This window comes from Phenylobacterium sp. (assembly GCF_030680185.1).
Taxonomy (GTDB): Bacteria; Pseudomonadota; Alphaproteobacteria; order Caulobacterales; family Caulobacteraceae; genus Phenylobacterium.
On the sequence record NZ_JAUXVZ010000054.1, the window covers coordinates 1 to 15,987 of the forward strand.

A 15,987-nucleotide genomic window follows, 5' to 3' on the forward strand; every position below is an offset into this window, starting at 1 on the left:
GCCGAGGCCGCCACGGCCTTCGACGCGTTCGAGCAGAATGACCTTCATGATCCTGGTCCCTTACTTCACGACGTAGGGAAGAAGGGCGAGGAAGCGGGCGCGCTTGATGGCGCGGGCCAGTTCACGCTGCTTCTTGGCCGACACGGCGGTGATCCGCGAGGGCACGATCTTGCCACGTTCGGACACGTAGCGCTGAAGCAGCTTCACATCCTTGTAGTCGATCTTCGGCGCGCCGGCGCCCGAGAACGGGCAAACCTTGCGGCGACGGAAGAAGGGGCGACGGGGCGCAGCGGCGGAGGCCGGGGCGTCGGTGTTGTTCGTATCGGTCATGGTTCCAGATCCTCCCCTTAGGCGTCGTCGCGGCGCGGTTCGTCACGACGGCCTTCGCCGTCACGACGGGGGCCATCTTCACGGCGGGGCTCACGATCACGGTCGCGACGGGCCAGAACCGGAGACAGCTCCAGGTCCAGTTCTTCGACGCGAACGGTCATGTAGCGAAGGACGTCTTCGTTGAGGGAGAGCTGGCGCTCCATCTCCTTGACGGCCTCGGGCTTCGCATCGATGGCCAGCAGGGAGTAGTGACCCTTGCGGTTCTTCTTGATGCGATAGGTGAGGTTGCGGAGGCCCCAGTACTCGATCTTGGCCACGGCTCCGCCGGTTTCCTCGATCATCGCCTTGAGCTGGTCGTTCAGGGCTTCGGCCTGTTGCGGCGAGATATCCTGCCGCGAAATGACCACGTGTTCGTAAAGCGCCATTGTTCCTCTTCCGTTGGGGAGGGCGGCGCGTCTGGGGCGGAAGTTCCGCAGACGCGATGGATCTCAGGCGCGGCGGTCGAGCTTATCCCGACCTGTTCGCGTTCCGGCTAGAGACCGCCATCCGTGAAGAGGCGGGCTAGTACGCGAAATCCCTCCCAAGAGCAAGGGCTTGGGCCAAGGCGGGCGCCTCAGCGCGCGGCGCTCTTCCAGGCCTTCACCGCGCTCAGGGTCTCGGCGACGTGGTCGTTGGGCGACGACGCGCTGAAGGCGTGCAGCACCTTGCCGTCCGGGGCGATCACATAGGAGGTCCGGCTCGACCAGCCCGGGCGCACGGCGAGGGTGGCGTCGTACTGCTTGGCGATCTTGGCCCCGGGGTCGCTGGCGACCGGGAACTTGCCGGCGCACTTCTCGGTGTCGGCCGAGAAGGCCTGCAGGCGATCCAGATTGCCGGCGGTCACGCCGATGACGGTGGCGCCATTCCTTCTGAACTCGTCTACGGCTTCGGCGAACAGCCGGGCTTCCAGGTTGCAGCCGGCGGTTTCGGCGGCAGGGAAGAAGTAGACGACGACAGGTCCCTTGGCCCGGGCCTCGGCCAGGGAGAAGGCTGTGGGCTTGCCCGCCAGGAACGCCGGCGCCTTGAAGTCCGGTGCGCGGGCGCCGGGGGCCAGGGCGGCCTGAGCCGGCGTCGCAAAGGCCGCAGCCAGGGCGACCGCGGGCAGGGTGGACGCCAGAAGGCCTTGCAGGCGTGACATGGTGCGGCTCCCTTGAAGATGACCTTCGTTATACGGCCGTGCTCGCCGCCTGTCTTCGCGCAACCCGTTCTTCGCGCATCCAGTCCGGCGGCAAATGAAAATTAATCAAGCGAATCTATGATGCGATGGTCCGGATATCTGACTTCCGGCAGGGAGGAAGCGCATGTCTTCCATGATGACGTCCTCATACCGTCGGACCGTCTCCGACCATTTCGAGCCGCAGGACGATAGCGATCCCGCCGCCCAGCGCCGTCTGCGTGGGCTGCTCGAGCAGATCGACTACACCGCCTTCGCCTCCAATCGCGAGGTCGTGGCCCAGATGCTGGGGGCTGTGGACGTGGCCAAGTTCCAGCGCCTGGCGATCGCCGCGGCCCACGCCCGGGCCGCCTGGGTGGCCGAAGCCGTGGCCTTGAGCCAGCGCTCCCATCTCCTGGGGCCGACGGAAGTCTCCAGGCTCGCCCATCTGCGATCGGCCTTCGAGGAACTGACCGAGGCCTACGAAGCCATGCGTCGGATGGTCGAGCGGGGCTATCTCAACTGTGGGCCGGCGCCGAGCGCCTGACCCGATCAGTGCATGGGCCGGCCGATCCAGTCGGCCAGGACGGGCAGCACCTGCTGAGCTGGCGCAAAGCCGCGGGTCACAGCGCCATACTGCCCGGACTCATCGGGGCCGCCCACCAGGGTGGGAAAGCCTGTGACGCCGGCCTTCTGCGAAATGGCGTAGTCGGCCCAGGTCTCGTTGCGGGCGTCCTCGCTGCGCCAGGTGGCCTGGAAGGCGTCGATATCGGCGCCCGGGACCACCTCGGCCAGGATATCGCTCAGCACCTGTTCCTGAGTCACGTCACGCCCCTCTCCATAGAAGGCGTGCTGGATGGCGCCGAGATAATCGATGGCCAGGTCCGGCCGCTCGCGGCGGATCACCACCACGGCGCGGGCCGCGGGGTCGGTGTCGTAGGTGAAGCCCGGCTGAGCCATGGCCTCATCGGAAAAGCCCTGGCCGGAGGCTTCGGCCACATGGACCCAATGGCTGCGCAGTTCGACCTTGGCCGCCTCGGTCATCGGTTCGGCGACGCCGGGGCGCAGACCGCCCATGACCAGGCGGATCGGCAGGGTCTCGCCAAAGGCCAGACGCACCGCCGTGATCACCGGCCAGAACCCGTAGCACCAGGAACACATGGGATCGGCGAAGTAGATCAGATGGCGGTCGTCCATGGGCGGTTTCCGGCGAGCCTTTGGGAATGAGAAGGCCGTAAAGTCTGACTCATTGCATCGCCCCCGTCACCCCGGGGGATGGCCCCAAGCTTGCCGCCTTCGGCCTAATCCCCTAACCCTCGCGGCTCGGAATCGACCAGAGCGCGCGCCGCCAGCCGGACGCCGCCTTGCAGGGAGCGCATCCATGAGCCTCGCCTTCATCTTCCCCGGCCAGGGCAGCCAGGCCATCGGCATGGGCGTCGATCTCGCCACCGCCTTCGCCCCCGCTCGGGAAGTCTTCCAGGAGGTGGACGACGCACTGGGACAGAAGCTTTTCGCCCTGATGCGCGATGGCCCAGAGGGCGACCTGACCCTGACCGAGAACGCACAGCCGGCCCTGATGGCGGTCAGCCTGGCGGTCACCCGGGTGCTGGAGCACGAGTTTGGCCTGGGCGTCGACAAGGCCGCCTTCGTGGCCGGCCATAGCCTTGGCGAGTATTCGGCCCTGGCCGCTGCGGGATCCATCAGCCTGGCCGACACCGCCCGCCTGCTGAAATTGAGAGGCCAGGCCATGCAGCGAGCCGTGCCGGTGGGCGAGGGCGCCATGGCCTCCCTGATCGGGCCCAAGACCGATGTCGCCCTGGCCGAAGCCGCGGCGGCCGCCGGCGCCGAGGTCGGCGTCTGCGTCGTGGCCAACGACAACAACCAGGGCAATGTGGTGATCTCCGGCGCCAAGGCCGCGGTCGACCGCGCGGTGGAGAAGGCTAAGGAGCTGGGCGCCCGCGCCATTCCGCTGAACGTGTCCGCCCCCTTCCATTGTCCCCTGATGCAGCCGGCCGCCGACGAGATGGCCGAGGCGCTGGCGGCGGCGACCATCGTCTCGCCCCGCGCGCCGCTGGTGGCCAATGTCACCGCCCGTCCGGTTCACGATCCCGAAGAGATCCGCCGCCTGCTGGTGGAGCAGGTGACTGGCCGGGTGCGCTGGCGCGAGAGCATCGCCTGGCTGGTGGAGACCGGCGGGGTGACCCGCTTCGCCGAGGCCGGGGCCGGCAAGGTGCTGTCGGGCATGGTCAAGCGCATCTCCCCCGACGCCGAGGCGACGCCGCTGAATGCGCCGGCCGACCTCGAAGCCTTCGCCAAGTCCCTCTGAGCCGAAACCGCCATGGAGGCGCTTTAGATGTTTGATCTGTCTGGAAAGACCGCCCTGGTGACCGGCGCGACGGGAGGCATCGGCGCAGCCCTCGCCCGCGCCCTCCACGCCCAGGGCGCCCACGTGACCCTGTCGGGCACGCGCGAGGCCGTGCTTGAGGACCTGGCTGGCGAACTCAAGGAGCGGGTCAGCATCGCCTCGGCCAATCTGTCGGACGCCGAGTCTGTCGATGGACTGGTCGCCAAGGCCGAGGCCGCCGCCGGCGCGCCCCTGGACATCCTGGTGGCCAATGCCGGCATCACCCGCGACGGACTGTTGATGCGGATGAAGGATGAGGACTGGGATTCGGTGATCCGGGTGAACCTGGAGTCCTATTTCCGGCTCAGTCGCGCAGCTGTGAAGGGCATGATGAAGCGCCGTCATGGGCGAATCATCGGCATCACCTCGGTGGTGGGTGTGATGGGCAATCCCGGCCAGACCAACTATGCGGCCTCGAAGGCCGGGATGATCGGCTTCTCCAAGGCGCTCGCCCAGGAGGTCGCCAGCCGGGGAATCACGGTCAACTGCATCGCGCCGGGCTTCATCGAAAGCCCGATGACCGAGGCCCTGAACGAGGCTCAGAAGGGTCAGATTCTTTCGACAATTCCGGCCGGTCGTCTGGGCACGGGCGACGAAATCGCCGCGTCCTGCGTCTATCTGGCCAGCGCGGAAGCCGCCTATGTCACCGGCCAGACCCTGCATGTGAATGGTGGCATGGCGATGATCTGAGGGCTGGTTTTCGGCGTCTGCTGCCCGCTGGCCTCGCCGGTGGGAACATGCTACGGCGCACGCCGATTGAGCTGGCCTGGACTGCCCGGGACCACGTCCGAGGTCTCAAACCCAACACCGGCGACGGTTGACAAGCAGTCTCCCGTCGCGGATGCATCAGTTGAAATTAGAGGGACTAAAAGCGAATGTCCGACATTCTGGAACGCGTGCGCAAGATCGTCATCGAGCACCTCGACGCCGATCCCGAGAAGGTCACTGAGAAGGCCAGCTTCATCGACGACCTGGGCGCGGACAGCCTCGACAACGTCGAGCTGGTCATGGCCTTTGAAGAAGAATTCGATATCGAAATCCCGGACGACGCCGCTGAGCATATTCAGACGGTCGGCGACGCCGTGAAGTTCATTCAGGAACGTCTGGGCGCCTGACGCCTGGGCGTCTCGCCCTGAAGTACCGATAATGACCGCCGCGTCCCTTAGGCCCCTGCGCCAGAGAGGCGCGGCGGTTTTCGTTTAGGCGGCTGGGGAGTAGAAAACGCCATGTCGAACCCTAACACCCGCCGCGTCGTCGTGACCGGTCTTGGCCTTGTGACCCCGCTCGGTTCGGGCGTCGAGGTCACCTGGAAGGCGATCCTGGCCGGCAAGTCCGGCGCCGGGAACATCACGACCTTCGACGCCAGCGACTATGCCTGCAACGTCGCCTGCGAAGTGCCCCGCGTCGACGGTCGCGGCGGCGGCGGCCCCGATGTCGAGGGCGCCTTCGATCCCGACGCCGTCATGTCGTCCAAGGATCAGCGGCGGATCGACGACTTCATCCTCTACGCCATCGCCGCGGCCGACGAAGCCGTGCGCGACTCCGGATGGGCGCCGGAGGACGACGAGGGCCGCGAGCGGACCGGCGTCATCATCGGCTCGGGCATTGGCGGTCTGGCGACCATCGAGAAGACCAGCATCGAGCTGCACGAAAAGGGCCCCCGCCGGGTTAGCCCCTTCTTCATTCCGTCGGCCCTGATCAATCTGGCCTCGGGCCAGGTTTCGATCCGCCACGGCTTCAAGGGCCCCAACCACTCGGTGGTGACGGCCTGCGCCACGGGGGCCCATGCGGTCGGCGACGCCGCGCGCCTGATCAAGTATGGCGACGCCGACGTGATGATCGCCGGCGGCGCCGAGGCGGCCATCTGCCCGGTGGGCATCGCCGGCTTCATCGCCTGCCGCGCCATGTCGACCGACTTCAACGACAACCCGACCAAGGCCAGCCGGCCCTATGACAAGGACCGCGACGGCTTTGTGATGGGCGAGGGCGCCGGCGTCCTGGTGCTGGAAGAATACGAGCACGCCAAGGCCCGGGGGGCCAAGATTTACGCCGAAGTCGCCGGCTACGGCCTGGCGGGCGACGCCTATCACATCACGGCCCCGGCCGAGGACGGCGACGGCGGCTTCCGCGCCATGCAGGCGGCCATCAAGGACGCCGGCATCTCCCCGGCCGACATCGACTATATCAACGCCCACGGCACCTCGACGCCCCTCGGCGACGAGATCGAGCTTGGGGCGGTCGAGCGGATGCTGGGCGATGCGGCCTCACGGGTGACCATGTCCTCGACCAAGTCGGCCACAGGCCATCTGCTGGGGGCGGCGGGCGCCATCGAGGCGGCCTTCACCTGCCTGGCCATCCGCGACCAGATCGCGCCGCCGACCATTAATCTGGACAATCCCTCGGTTCAGACGCCCATCGACCTGGCCGCCAACAAGGCCCAGCCGCGGGAGATCAAGGTGGCGCTGTCCAACAGCTTCGGCTTCGGCGGCACGAACGCCTCCGTGGTGTTCAAGCAAGTCTGAGCCGATGGCCCGAAAGCCCCGCGCCCGACCGGCCAAGAAGGGCGCCGGGTCCTCGCCCCTGCGTCGCCTGATCGTGACGCTGACCAGCGCCGCCTTGACCTTTCTCCTGGTCCTGGTGCTGGCGGGCCTCTGGGCGACGTGGATGTACCGTGGCCCTGGCCCAGAGGCGACTTCGGAAACCACGACGGTGATGCTCCGCCGCGGGGCCGGCCTGCCGGAGATCGCCAGCACGCTCGAAACGTCCGGCGTCATCTCCTCGGCGCCGATCTTTCTCGCCGCCGCCCAGGCCACTGGCGCGGCGCGGGAGCTCAAGGCCGGGGAGTATGAGTTCCCCAGTCGCGCCTCCATGGCCCGGGTCCTGAACGACATCCGGGCCGGCAAGGTGGTCCGCCACTTCGTGACCATACCCGAGGGCATGACGTCGGAGATGGTGGTGGAAATCCTCGCGGAAAACCCGCTCCTGACCGGCGTGGCGCCGGCCCCGCCCGAAGGGGTGATCCTGCCCGAGACCTACCAGATCGAGCGGGGCGAAGACCGGGCCGCCGTCCTGCAGCGGATGATGGACGCCCATGACGAGGTTCTGGCGCTCCTGTGGTCCAGGCGTCAGCCTGGCCTGCCGGTGCAAAGCCCCGAAGAGGCCGTGATCCTGGCGTCGGTGGTGGAAAAGGAGACCGGCGTAGCGAGCGAGCGTCCGCAGGTCGCCTCGGTGTTCGTCAACCGCCTACGCCGCGGCATGCGCCTGGAGAGCGATCCCACCATCATCTACGGCCTGACCAAGGGGCGGCCCCTGGGGCGTGGCATCCGCATGTCCGAGCTGACCGGCGCGACGCCGTACAACACCTATATGATCGACGGGCTGCCCCCGACGCCGATCTGCAATCCTGGCCGGGCGGCCCTGGCGGCGGTGCTGGATCCGCCCCAGACCGACTATCTGTTCTTCGTGGCTGACGGCAGCGGGGGCCATGCCTTCGCAACGAGCTATGACGAGCACCGGCGCAATGTGAGCCGCTGGCGGGAGATCGAGCGCAATCGCACGCCTGCGCCTCCGGCGGCCAGCGGGTCCGAATCGCCAGCCGCCGCGCCCCAGGTTCCGGCCGCGCCTTGACGTCCCCGCTGGGAACCTGGAGCGCGCCAAGGAAAGACAATCGAGCATGACGATCTCAGGGATGACGGGCTTTGGCCGGGTGGAAGGGGCGCAGGGCGACTGGAGCTGGGCGGCCGAGGCGCGCTCGGTCAATGGGCGCAATCTCGATGTCCGGTTTCGCGGCCCCCCCGGCTTCGACGGTCTCGAACGCGCCGCGCGGGAAGGCGCCCAGGCGCGGTTTCAACGGGGCCAGGTGACCGTCGGCCTGCAGGCCAAGCGGGCCGAGGGCCAGGTCCAGGTGCGGATCAATCTTGACCAGGTGGAGCGCTATCTGGAGGCGACCGCGCCCCTGGTGGCCGCGGGCCGCGCGTCGCCGCCCAGCCTGGATGGCCTGCTGGCCCTTCGCGGCGTCATCGAAGCCGCCGAGCCCGACGCCGATCCGGAAGCCCAGGCAAGCCTTGAGCAGGCGATGGCTGCTTCTATCGGCCAGGCGCTGGACGCCCTTAAGGCGGCGCGCGACGCCGAGGGCGCGGCCCTGACCGGTGTGCTGACCGGCCTGACTGAAAAGATCGCACAACTCACCGCCCAGGCTGGCGCTCTCGCCGAAGAGCAGCCGGCGGTCCTGAAAGCCCGGTTCGAGCGGCGGATGCGCGAGCTGATCGGCGATCCGGCCGGCCTGGAGGAGCGCATCGTGCAGGAGGCCGCGGCCATGGCGGTCAAGGTCGATGTCCGTGAGGAGCTCGACCGTCTGGCCGGCCACGTGGATTCGGCCCGAGACCTGTTGGCCGGCGACGGGCCGGTGGGGCGCCGGCTGGACTTCCTGACCCAGGAATTCATGCGCGAGGCCAACACCCTCTGCTCCAAGTCGGCGCTTTCAAGCCTGACCGCGGTGGGGCTCGAGCTCAAGGCCGTGATCGAGCAGCTTCGCGAGCAGGTGCAGAATGTGGAATAGAGAGCGCGACTCCTCCGGCCGCGCGCAGATCGAATCCTGATGCCCTACACTTCCGTTCCCCGCCGCGGCCTTATGCTGCTAATCTCCAGCCCCTCGGGGGCCGGCAAGACATCGCTGTCGCGCCGTCTGGTGGCCGATCACGCGGACCTGAACCTGTCGATCTCCGCCACCACGCGCGATCCGCGGCCAGGGGAGGAGGATGGCCGAGAGTACCATTTCGTGGACCGGCCCGCCTTCGATGCGATGATCGAGCAGGACGCCTTCCTGGAATGGGCCAATGTGCACGAGCATCGCTACGGCAGCCCCAAGGCGCCGGTGATGGAGGCCTTGGGCCAGGGCCAGGACGTGCTGTTCGACATCGACTGGCAAGGCGCGGCCCAGATCGCCGAGAAGGCGCCGAGCGACGTCGTGCGGGTCTTCATCCTGCCCCCCAGCATGGCCGAACTGTCGCGGCGGCTGCACGCGCGCGCGCAGGATCGCGAAGACGTCATCCAGCGCCGCCTGGGGCGGGCCTATGGCGAAATCGAGCGCGCGGTGGACTACGACTACGTCATCGTCAATGACGACTATGACCGGGCCTTCGCCGATCTCGCCCACATCTACCACGCCGAGCGCCAGAAGCGGGTCCGCAACCCGGGCCTGAAGACCTTCGTTCAGACCCTGCTGGACGAACAGATCTAGGCTTCGGACGACCTGAGGCCGTCCGTCATCGCCCGCATGTCGCGGCCGGTCGGGGCCTGGAACAGGCGTAGATCGAACTCAGGCAGGATGGCCAGGAAGTGATCGAAGAGATCGCTTTGGATCGCCTCATAGGCGCCCCACTCCACCGTATTGGCGAAGCAGTACACCTCTAGGGGCAGGCCCTCCGGGGTCGGGTCCCGCTGGCGCACCATGATCGTCTTGTCCTTGGCCACGCCGGGATGAACCTTCAGATAGGCCAGCATGTAAGCGCGGAACGTGCCGACATTGGTCAGGCGTCGGGTGTTGACCGGGTCACGGCCCGACCGGATCAGGGACTCGTTCCAGGCCTCAAGATCCTTGGCCTTGCTGTCGAGATAGACGTCGAGCAGGGCGAAACGGCGAAGACCGTCCCGCTCATCGGGCGTGAGGAAGCGGATCGACGTCTGGTCCAGCAGCACCGAGCGCATGATACGCCGCCCGCCAGACTCCTGCATCCCGCGCCAGTTGACGAAGGACTCATTGATCAGCCGCCAGGTGGGAATGGCGGTGATGGTCTTGTCGAAGTTCTGGATCTTCACCGTGTGAAGGGCCAGGTCGATGACGTCGCCGTTGGCGTTCAGCTGCGGCATCTCGATCCAGTCGCCCACGCGGATCATGTCGTTGCTGGTCAGCTGTACCGAGGCCACCAGGGACAGGATCGTGTCCTTGAACACCAGCAGCAGGACCGCAGCCATGGCGCCCAGGCCCGAGATCAGCAGCAGGGGCGAGCGGTCGAGCAGGGTAGCCACCACCAGGATGGCCGCGGCGGCGTAGAGGATGATCTTACCGACCTGGATATAGCCCTTGATGGGCCGTTGCCGGGCCTCAGGGCGGCGGGAATAGAGCTCGTTGACCAGGTTGAGCCCGCCGGTGAGCGCCAGGATCACCGTCAGGATCATGAAGGCCGCGGCGACGTTCCGCACGACGGTCTCGGCTTCCGGCGGCAGGTTCGGCACCACCAGCACGCCCTGATAGATCACGATGGCCGGCGCCACATTGGCCAGGCGGGCCATGACCTCCCGGAAGACGGTCTCGGACCTGTCCTTCAGCGACAGGCTGAGCGCGCGGCGGACGATGCGCAGGAGGACGTGGTGGGTCAGCCAGTTGATGATCGCGGCCAGCAGCGCCAGCGCGCCCAGACCGGCCAGGGTCTGGAGATGCGGATAGTCGTTGAGGCTGCTCAGGGTCAGGTCGAGTTCGAACATGGCCCGGTCCTAGAGGAGCCGACCCCGCAGGGGCAAGGCTTGTGAGCTAGGGCCGCTCCAGGAGCTTGCCAGCCAGAGCCAGGAACTCCTCCAGGGCCAGGGTCTCGGCGCGGCGCGAGGGATCGATGCCGGCGGCTTCGCAGAGTTCGCCGCCCCCGAGGACCTTGAGGCTGGAGCGCAGCATCTTTCGGCGCTGGCCAAAGGCGGCCTGGGTGATCCGTTCCAGGGCCGCCAGCAAGGGTTCTGGCGGCCGCATGTCATGGGGGTCGAGGCGGACCACGGCGGAGTCGACCTTGGGCGGCGGGGTGAAGGCCCGGGCCGGCGCCTCCATCACGATCCTGGCCTTGGCCGTGGCCTGGGCGATGACGGCCAGGCGGCCATAGGCGTCGTCCCCAGGGCGGGCGACGATCCGCTCGGCGACCTCCTTCTGGAACATCAGCGTCATGGACGCCGGTCGGTAGGCGCCGGTCAGCCATTTGATCAGGAGGGCCGTTCCCACATTATAGGGCAGGTTGGCGACGATCGGGACGGGTTGGTTCGTGGCCAATGCGGCTTCGTCAGCCTTGAGCGCATCACCCATGATGATGCGAAGTTGGCCCTCAGAGACTTCTGACAACTCATTGAGAAGCGGCAGAAAACGCTCATCCTTCTCAATGACCGTCACATGCGCGCCCGCCTCAAGCAGCGCGCGGGTCAGACCGCCGGGCCCTGGCCCCACCTCGATCACCGTCAGGCCATCGAGAGGCCCCGCCAGCCGGGCGATCTTGCGGGTGATGTTGAGGTCGAGCAGGAAGTGCTGGCCCAGGCCCTTGTCGGCCATCAGCCCATGGGCTTCGAGGCTCTGGCGCAGGGGCGGCAGGTCTGTAAGCGCGCTCATAGTCGACGGTCAGCAATCTCTTTGGCCATGCGGATGGCGGCGATCATGCTGTCGGCCCTGGCCAGGCCGCGGCCGGCGATGTCGAAGGCCGTGCCGTGGTCCGGCGAGGTTCGAACGATGGGCAGGCCCAGGGTGATGTTCACCCCGCCCCAGAAGTCGAGCATCTTCACCGGGATCAGGGCCTGGTCGTGATAGAGGCAGAGGACGGCGTCATACTTCGCCCGCGCCGCCTCGTGGAACAGGCTGTCGGCGGGGCTGGGGCCCGTCGCGGCGACGCCCAGGTCGCGCAGGGCGCGCACGGCGGGGCCGACAATCTGGACCTCTTCACGGCCTATCGTCCCGTTCTCGCCGGCATGGGGATTAAGTCCGGCGACCGCCAGACGGGGGCGTTCGATGCCGAAGTCCCGGCGCAGGGCCTGGGCGGTCACCAGCCCGGCATTGACGATCTTTTCCACGCTCAGCGACGCCGGCACCTCGGCCAGGGGCTTGTGGACGGTCACCAGGGAGACGCGCAGGCCAGGGGCGGCCAACATCATGATGGGCCCCCGCGCGCCGTCATAGCGGTGCGCCAGGGTTAGCTCGCCCAGGAACTCGGTATGGCCAGGGAAGGGGAAGCCCGCGCCGTAGAGACTTTCCTTGGCGATGGGCGCGGTCACCACACCCCCGACGGCGCCCGACAGGGCCAGGCCAACCGCGGTCTCGATCCAGGCGATCACGGCCTTGGCGGCCCGCGACGAGGGGTTTCCGGCGACCACCGGCTCCAGCAATGGGATGTCGATGACCGGGACAGCCTGGCTGAACACGCGGTTGGCGTCGTCAGCAGCGCTGACCTGACGGACCAGCCCGGCTGTGCCCGCAGACCCGGCGGCGACTTGGCGAAGATCGCCGACCACGACAAAGCTGGGCCCGGTGTGCCGAAGGGCGCTCCAGGCCTTGAAGACGATCTCCGGGCCGATGCCGGCGGGATCGCCGAGGCTTACGGCGAGGGGTCGGTTTTTCAACGGGTCTCGATGGTCGCGGAATTCCGAAGGTCACGCATATAACGCCGGGCGATCAGGCCCAGTTGCTGGAAGAACAGCCGACGCTCGACCAGTTGAGCCGTCGGCTGGTCGGCGCCGGTGGCCCGCTTGCCGCAGACCGCCACGATGTGCATCCCGGCGTCGGTGCGGATCGGCTCGGAGAGCTGGCCGACCTCAAGCGTTTCAGCCGCGGCGCGGAAGGCCGGAGCCAGATCGCCGATCTCGGCCTCGCCCAGGTCGCCGGCCACGACGCCTTGCTGACCATTGGCCACAGTTTCCAGATCGCCACAGCCGGTGATCTGCGACCGCAGCGTCATGAGACGCGCCCGCGTCGCCTCGACGACCGAAGGATCCGAACCCGCCGGCAGGCCTATGGCCGCCTGTTTGAGGCTGACGAGCGTAGCGCCGGCGCCTGAGCGCTTGTCCCGCAGATAGACGATATAGACCCCGTCAGTGACCGGGATCGGCCGCGACAGCTGGCCCGGGCGCATCTGCTCGAGAGCCTGTTCCACCTCGGGCGGCATCTCGCCGGGACCGATCCAGCCGGCGTCGCCGCCGGCTGCGGCGGTCGGCGCAGCGGAGAACTGGCGGGCCACGGCCTGGAAGGGCGCGCCCTGCTGCATCTGGCTGACCAGCTGCTCGCCGCCGCGCAGGGCGGTATCCATGCCCCCGACGCGGGCGGCGTCGATGAAGACTTCGCTGACCTGGAACTGCGGGCGCGAGGCCTGAGCCGCCTGCTGGGCGAGCACCGCCTGCACCTGATCGTCGCCAATCCGCAGGCGCGAGCCATAGCGCCCCTGGATCCAACGCTGCCAGCTGGCCTGGGCGCGAAGCTGCTCACGCAAGGAGGCGAGCACGCCCTGGCTTTGAAGCATCGAGGTGAACTGTTCGGGCGTCATCTCGTTGCCCGCGGCCATCTCGGCCAGTTCCTCGTTCACATCCTCGTCCGAGGCGATGATGGAGAACTTCTGTTCCCGCTCGACGCGCCGAAGTTCCTGGAACTGCAGCGCCTCGTCCACGAGCGAGATCAGCGCCTCCTGCTGGATTTGCGGCAGGGTCTGTTCGGTGGGTTGAACGCCTGTCGTGGCGATCAGCAGGCGCATCCGCTGCGCCAGGTCATAGGTCGAGATGATCTCGTCATTGACGACGGCGGCCGCGTACTCGGTCATCCCCTGGGGTTGAACCTGGGGGGCGGGCGTCGCTTGGGGCGCCTCGGCTTCGGAGGTTTGAGCCATCGCCACGCTGGAGGGAGCGGCGGCCGTCAGGAGGGCCGCAAGGGCGACGCCGCAGGCCGCTCGGCCGCGGACTGAACGCGCAGAAAACATCGCTTGGGTCATTCCTTCGAGGCGGCTTGAAACGCCGCTGATCCTAGTTGGCATAGATAGGTTCGCCCAATGTGGCGAGGGTTAGGCGCACAGCGACCGACTCGCTGGGACCCAGGCGACCTATGACGGTGTCTTCGCGACGATAGACGACTTCGATCCGCGTACATTCGTCCCGATAGACTACGCCGATGTCGCGCACCACCCAGGCGTCCTGCACCATGTCCCGATTGCCATAGGCGGTGAGGCCCCAATTCTGGGTGAGGAACACTTCGCCGCCCAGGTCGAGGTTCTCGCGCTTCACGCCGTTGATGTCGAGGTCATCCCACAGATAGCGGAAGAAACCCGAACCTTGGGCGATGGCCAGGTTGGCGCCGGTCTCCGCCCGGCGGACGTCCAGGCTCTTGCCATCCAGACGGGCGCGGCTGAAGACCGACAGGCCCCGGATGGGCTGGGCCTCGGCCGCGACGATCCAGTCTGATTCCGTATCGCGAAGGCCCGTCCGAACAGAGAAGGCCTGCTCCTCGGAGTCCCGGAAGCTGCGGCCGATCAGGAAGCTGGCGCGCCGCCCGTCGTCCCAAAGCACACTGGCGCGGCCCGCGACGCTGGCGCGCAGTCCGCCTTCCATCAGATCAAAGCCCGGAAACTTGTCGGCGAGGAAGAGGTTGGTCTCGTCAAACTCGAAAGCGAGGCTGTCTTCATCGAGATAGACGGGGTCGCCATTGGCGTCGACGTCCACCTGGATCTGGTTGGGGCGAGGGGAGGCGGCAACCTGAACCAATGGCTCAAGAACCACCGTCTTGTCATTGAATCTACGATAGAATGGCCAGCTAAGATCGGCGCCGACCGTGGCCATGCCGCGGGTCTCGGTCCTGCCGCCGTAGCCTTCCGAAGGGATGTCGCCCAGGCTGTAGGCGTCGGCGCGGAGATTGACGAAGGGCTGAATGCGGACGCCGCCGGCCAGGGTATAGCTGGCGCGCCAGTCGGCCTGGCCGATCACCCGGCGGCTGTCCAGGCCGGGGAGGTTCGAAAGCGCGGTGCTGGCCGGCGACCGATCGCGCTCCAGGGCGACGGCGTCCAACTGCAGATTCACCCGGCCGCCGGCCAGCCGGACGTCTGGCGACCATCGGCCCTCGATCACCGGGGCCACGGTCGGGAAGATGCTGTCGTCGTCGCCGGGGCGGAGGCCCTGAATGTCCAGCACGGCGGTGGAAAGGTAGGAATTGTCGTCCTGGCGGATCGCATAGAGCTGGGAGATCAGCCGGCGATCATCGGCGATATAGGGGCCGCGGGACTGAAAGACGTCGCCGATCTCGTACTTGTCGAACAGGAGGTCTTCGGACGCGCGCTCGGCGGTGAAGCCCCACTCCCAATTCTCGTCTATGGCGAAGGCGCCGCGGGCCAGGATGTAGCTGCGGGAGGTCCGGTCCCCGAACCGGCCGCTGCTGTCGAAGTCCTGGGCGTAGGTGTAGCCGCCCCGCACGTCGATCTCGCCGGAATAGAATCGCTTGCGGTAGCGGGCGTTGAGGAAGGGGGCGACCTTGGTGTTGATCTGCGGGCTGAGCGTCAGGTCCGAGGACGGCGACAGGACGAACAGATAGGGCTGTTCATAGGACAGGCCCCGCCGGTCTGAGGCCGAGATGTCCGGGGTCAGAAGGCCGGACTTGCGCGCGGCCGTCGGGTCGGGATGCCAGAAGAGCGGCAGATAGAGCACCGGCGCGCCGAACAGGCGGAACACCGCCCCCTGGTAATAGACCAGTTGACGCTCGCGATCCTGAACCACCTTCTCGGCCTGGATCGACCAGGTTGGCGTCTTGTCGGTGTTGTCGGCGCAGATGTCGCAGGGGGTGTAGATCGCCCGGTTCAGTTCGTTGACGTTCTCGTTGCGGCGGACGGCGCTGGCCGCCGCCAGCTTGACGTTCATCGGCAGCCGCGCGGCGAAGCCCCGGGCGATGCCGGCCTTCATCTGGTCGTCCAGGACGATCTCGCGGGCGAACTCCACGCTGCCGTCGGGATTGAAGATCTCGACATTGGAGGCTTCCAGCACGCCCTGGGCCTCGTCATAGACCAGCGCGTCGGCGCGCAGATTGCGGCTGTCGTAGCGGGCCTCGACCTCGCCGGTGGCGGTCGTCCGCTCACGGGAGTCGTCGCGGACCATGGAGTCGGCCTCCATGTAGAGCGAGCCGGGCGCCAGGCCATCGGGGCCTCGGGCCTGGCCTTCGGCCGGCGCGGTTTCGGGCTGGACCACGTCCGTCGTCTGAGCGGTTGCGGCGCCGGCGCACAGGCTGGCCACCGCCGCCCCGGCCAGGAGGCTGCGCTTGACCGAGGCGAGCGATACGCGCCGAGGTGACGTCTTCAAG

17 protein-coding genes are annotated in these 15,987 nt (G+C 67.5%); 8 read left to right on the plus strand and 9 right to left on the minus strand.

All coding sequences use genetic code 11. The features are described from left to right. Positions 1-60: 60 nt before the first annotated feature. From rpsR to Q8L83_RS13280, 3 genes are all read right to left on the minus strand, one after another. Positions 61-330: a 30S ribosomal protein S18 gene (rpsR, locus tag Q8L83_RS13270; RefSeq protein ID WP_305287687.1), complete on the minus strand. Its 270-nt coding sequence runs from the start codon at positions 328-330 to the stop codon at positions 61-63. 17 nt (positions 331-347) lie between these two features. Continuing rightward, positions 348-755, minus strand: a complete 408-nt coding sequence (gene rpsF / locus Q8L83_RS13275) for a 30S ribosomal protein S6 (RefSeq protein ID WP_300578734.1) — start codon at positions 753-755, stop codon at positions 348-350. Between the two features lie 188 nt (positions 756-943). Then, positions 944-1,507, minus strand: coding sequence for a peroxiredoxin (locus tag Q8L83_RS13280; RefSeq protein ID WP_305287691.1), 564 nt, complete (start codon positions 1,505-1,507; stop codon positions 944-946). 163 nt (positions 1,508-1,670) lie between these two features. On the opposite strand from Q8L83_RS13280, the gene Q8L83_RS13285 reads away from it, so the two are divergent. Beyond that, positions 1,671-2,069, plus strand: a complete 399-nt coding sequence (locus Q8L83_RS13285; protein WP_305287693.1) for a hypothetical protein — start codon at positions 1,671-1,673, stop codon at positions 2,067-2,069. A gap of 5 nt (positions 2,070-2,074) precedes the next feature. On the opposite strand, the gene Q8L83_RS13290 is transcribed toward Q8L83_RS13285, so the two are convergent. Next, positions 2,075-2,719: a DsbA family protein gene (locus Q8L83_RS13290; RefSeq protein WP_305287695.1), complete on the minus strand. Its 645-nt coding sequence runs from the start codon at positions 2,717-2,719 to the stop codon at positions 2,075-2,077. A gap of 184 nt (positions 2,720-2,903) precedes the next feature. Here Q8L83_RS13290 and fabD point away from each other — a divergent pair, with 184 nt between their 5' ends. From fabD to gmk, 7 genes are all read left to right on the plus strand, one after another. Beyond that, on the plus strand, positions 2,904-3,848 hold the full coding sequence (gene fabD / locus Q8L83_RS13295) for an ACP S-malonyltransferase (protein WP_305287697.1): 945 nt from the start codon (positions 2,904-2,906) through the stop codon (positions 3,846-3,848). A gap of 27 nt (positions 3,849-3,875) precedes the next feature. After that, on the plus strand, positions 3,876-4,616 hold the full coding sequence (fabG, locus tag Q8L83_RS13300; RefSeq protein WP_305287699.1) for a 3-oxoacyl-[acyl-carrier-protein] reductase: 741 nt from the start codon (positions 3,876-3,878) through the stop codon (positions 4,614-4,616). A 185-nt stretch (positions 4,617-4,801) separates the two neighbouring features. Continuing rightward, on the plus strand, positions 4,802-5,041 hold the full coding sequence (locus Q8L83_RS13305; protein WP_293318447.1) for an acyl carrier protein: 240 nt from the start codon (positions 4,802-4,804) through the stop codon (positions 5,039-5,041). 111 nt (positions 5,042-5,152) lie between these two features. Further along, positions 5,153-6,448: a beta-ketoacyl-ACP synthase II gene (gene fabF, locus Q8L83_RS13310; protein WP_305287701.1), complete on the plus strand. Its 1,296-nt coding sequence runs from the start codon at positions 5,153-5,155 to the stop codon at positions 6,446-6,448. 4 nt (positions 6,449-6,452) lie between these two features. Then, positions 6,453-7,553 (plus strand): endolytic transglycosylase MltG, encoded by a 1,101-nt coding sequence (mltG, locus tag Q8L83_RS13315; protein ID WP_305287703.1) that lies wholly within the window; start codon positions 6,453-6,455, stop codon positions 7,551-7,553. A gap of 46 nt (positions 7,554-7,599) precedes the next feature. Further along, positions 7,600-8,484 carry a YicC/YloC family endoribonuclease gene (locus Q8L83_RS13320; protein ID WP_305287705.1) on the plus strand — a complete coding sequence of 295 codons (885 nt, stop codon included), beginning with the start codon at positions 7,600-7,602 and terminating at the stop codon, positions 8,482-8,484. Positions 8,485-8,523: 39 nt separating this feature from the next. After that, positions 8,524-9,165, plus strand: a complete 642-nt coding sequence (gmk, locus tag Q8L83_RS13325; protein WP_305287707.1) for a guanylate kinase — start codon at positions 8,524-8,526, stop codon at positions 9,163-9,165. On the opposite strand, the gene Q8L83_RS13330 is transcribed toward gmk, so the two are convergent. The 5 genes from Q8L83_RS13330 to Q8L83_RS13350 form a co-directional block, all read right to left on the minus strand. Then, a complete protein-coding gene (locus Q8L83_RS13330) occupies positions 9,162-10,409 on the minus strand; it encodes a mechanosensitive ion channel family protein (protein ID WP_305287709.1) in 1,248 nt (415 codons plus the stop codon). The genes gmk and Q8L83_RS13330 overlap by 4 nt on opposite strands. A 46-nt stretch (positions 10,410-10,455) precedes the next feature. After that, positions 10,456-11,286: a 16S rRNA (adenine(1518)-N(6)/adenine(1519)-N(6))-dimethyltransferase RsmA gene (gene rsmA, locus Q8L83_RS13335; RefSeq protein ID WP_305287711.1), complete on the minus strand. Its 831-nt coding sequence runs from the start codon at positions 11,284-11,286 to the stop codon at positions 10,456-10,458. Next, on the minus strand, positions 11,283-12,287 hold the full coding sequence (gene pdxA / locus Q8L83_RS13340) for a 4-hydroxythreonine-4-phosphate dehydrogenase PdxA (RefSeq protein ID WP_305287713.1): 1,005 nt from the start codon (positions 12,285-12,287) through the stop codon (positions 11,283-11,285). The genes rsmA and pdxA overlap by 4 nt, the downstream gene beginning before the upstream one ends. Continuing rightward, on the minus strand, positions 12,284-13,540 hold the full coding sequence (locus tag Q8L83_RS13345) for a peptidylprolyl isomerase (protein ID WP_305287715.1): 1,257 nt from the start codon (positions 13,538-13,540) through the stop codon (positions 12,284-12,286). Before Q8L83_RS13345 ends, pdxA begins: the two co-directional genes overlap by 4 nt. A gap of 133 nt (positions 13,541-13,673) precedes the next feature. Next, positions 13,674-15,986 (minus strand): LPS-assembly protein LptD, encoded by a 2,313-nt coding sequence (locus tag Q8L83_RS13350; RefSeq protein WP_305287717.1) that lies wholly within the window; start codon positions 15,984-15,986, stop codon positions 13,674-13,676. Between the last annotated feature and the right edge of the window lies 1 nt (position 15,987).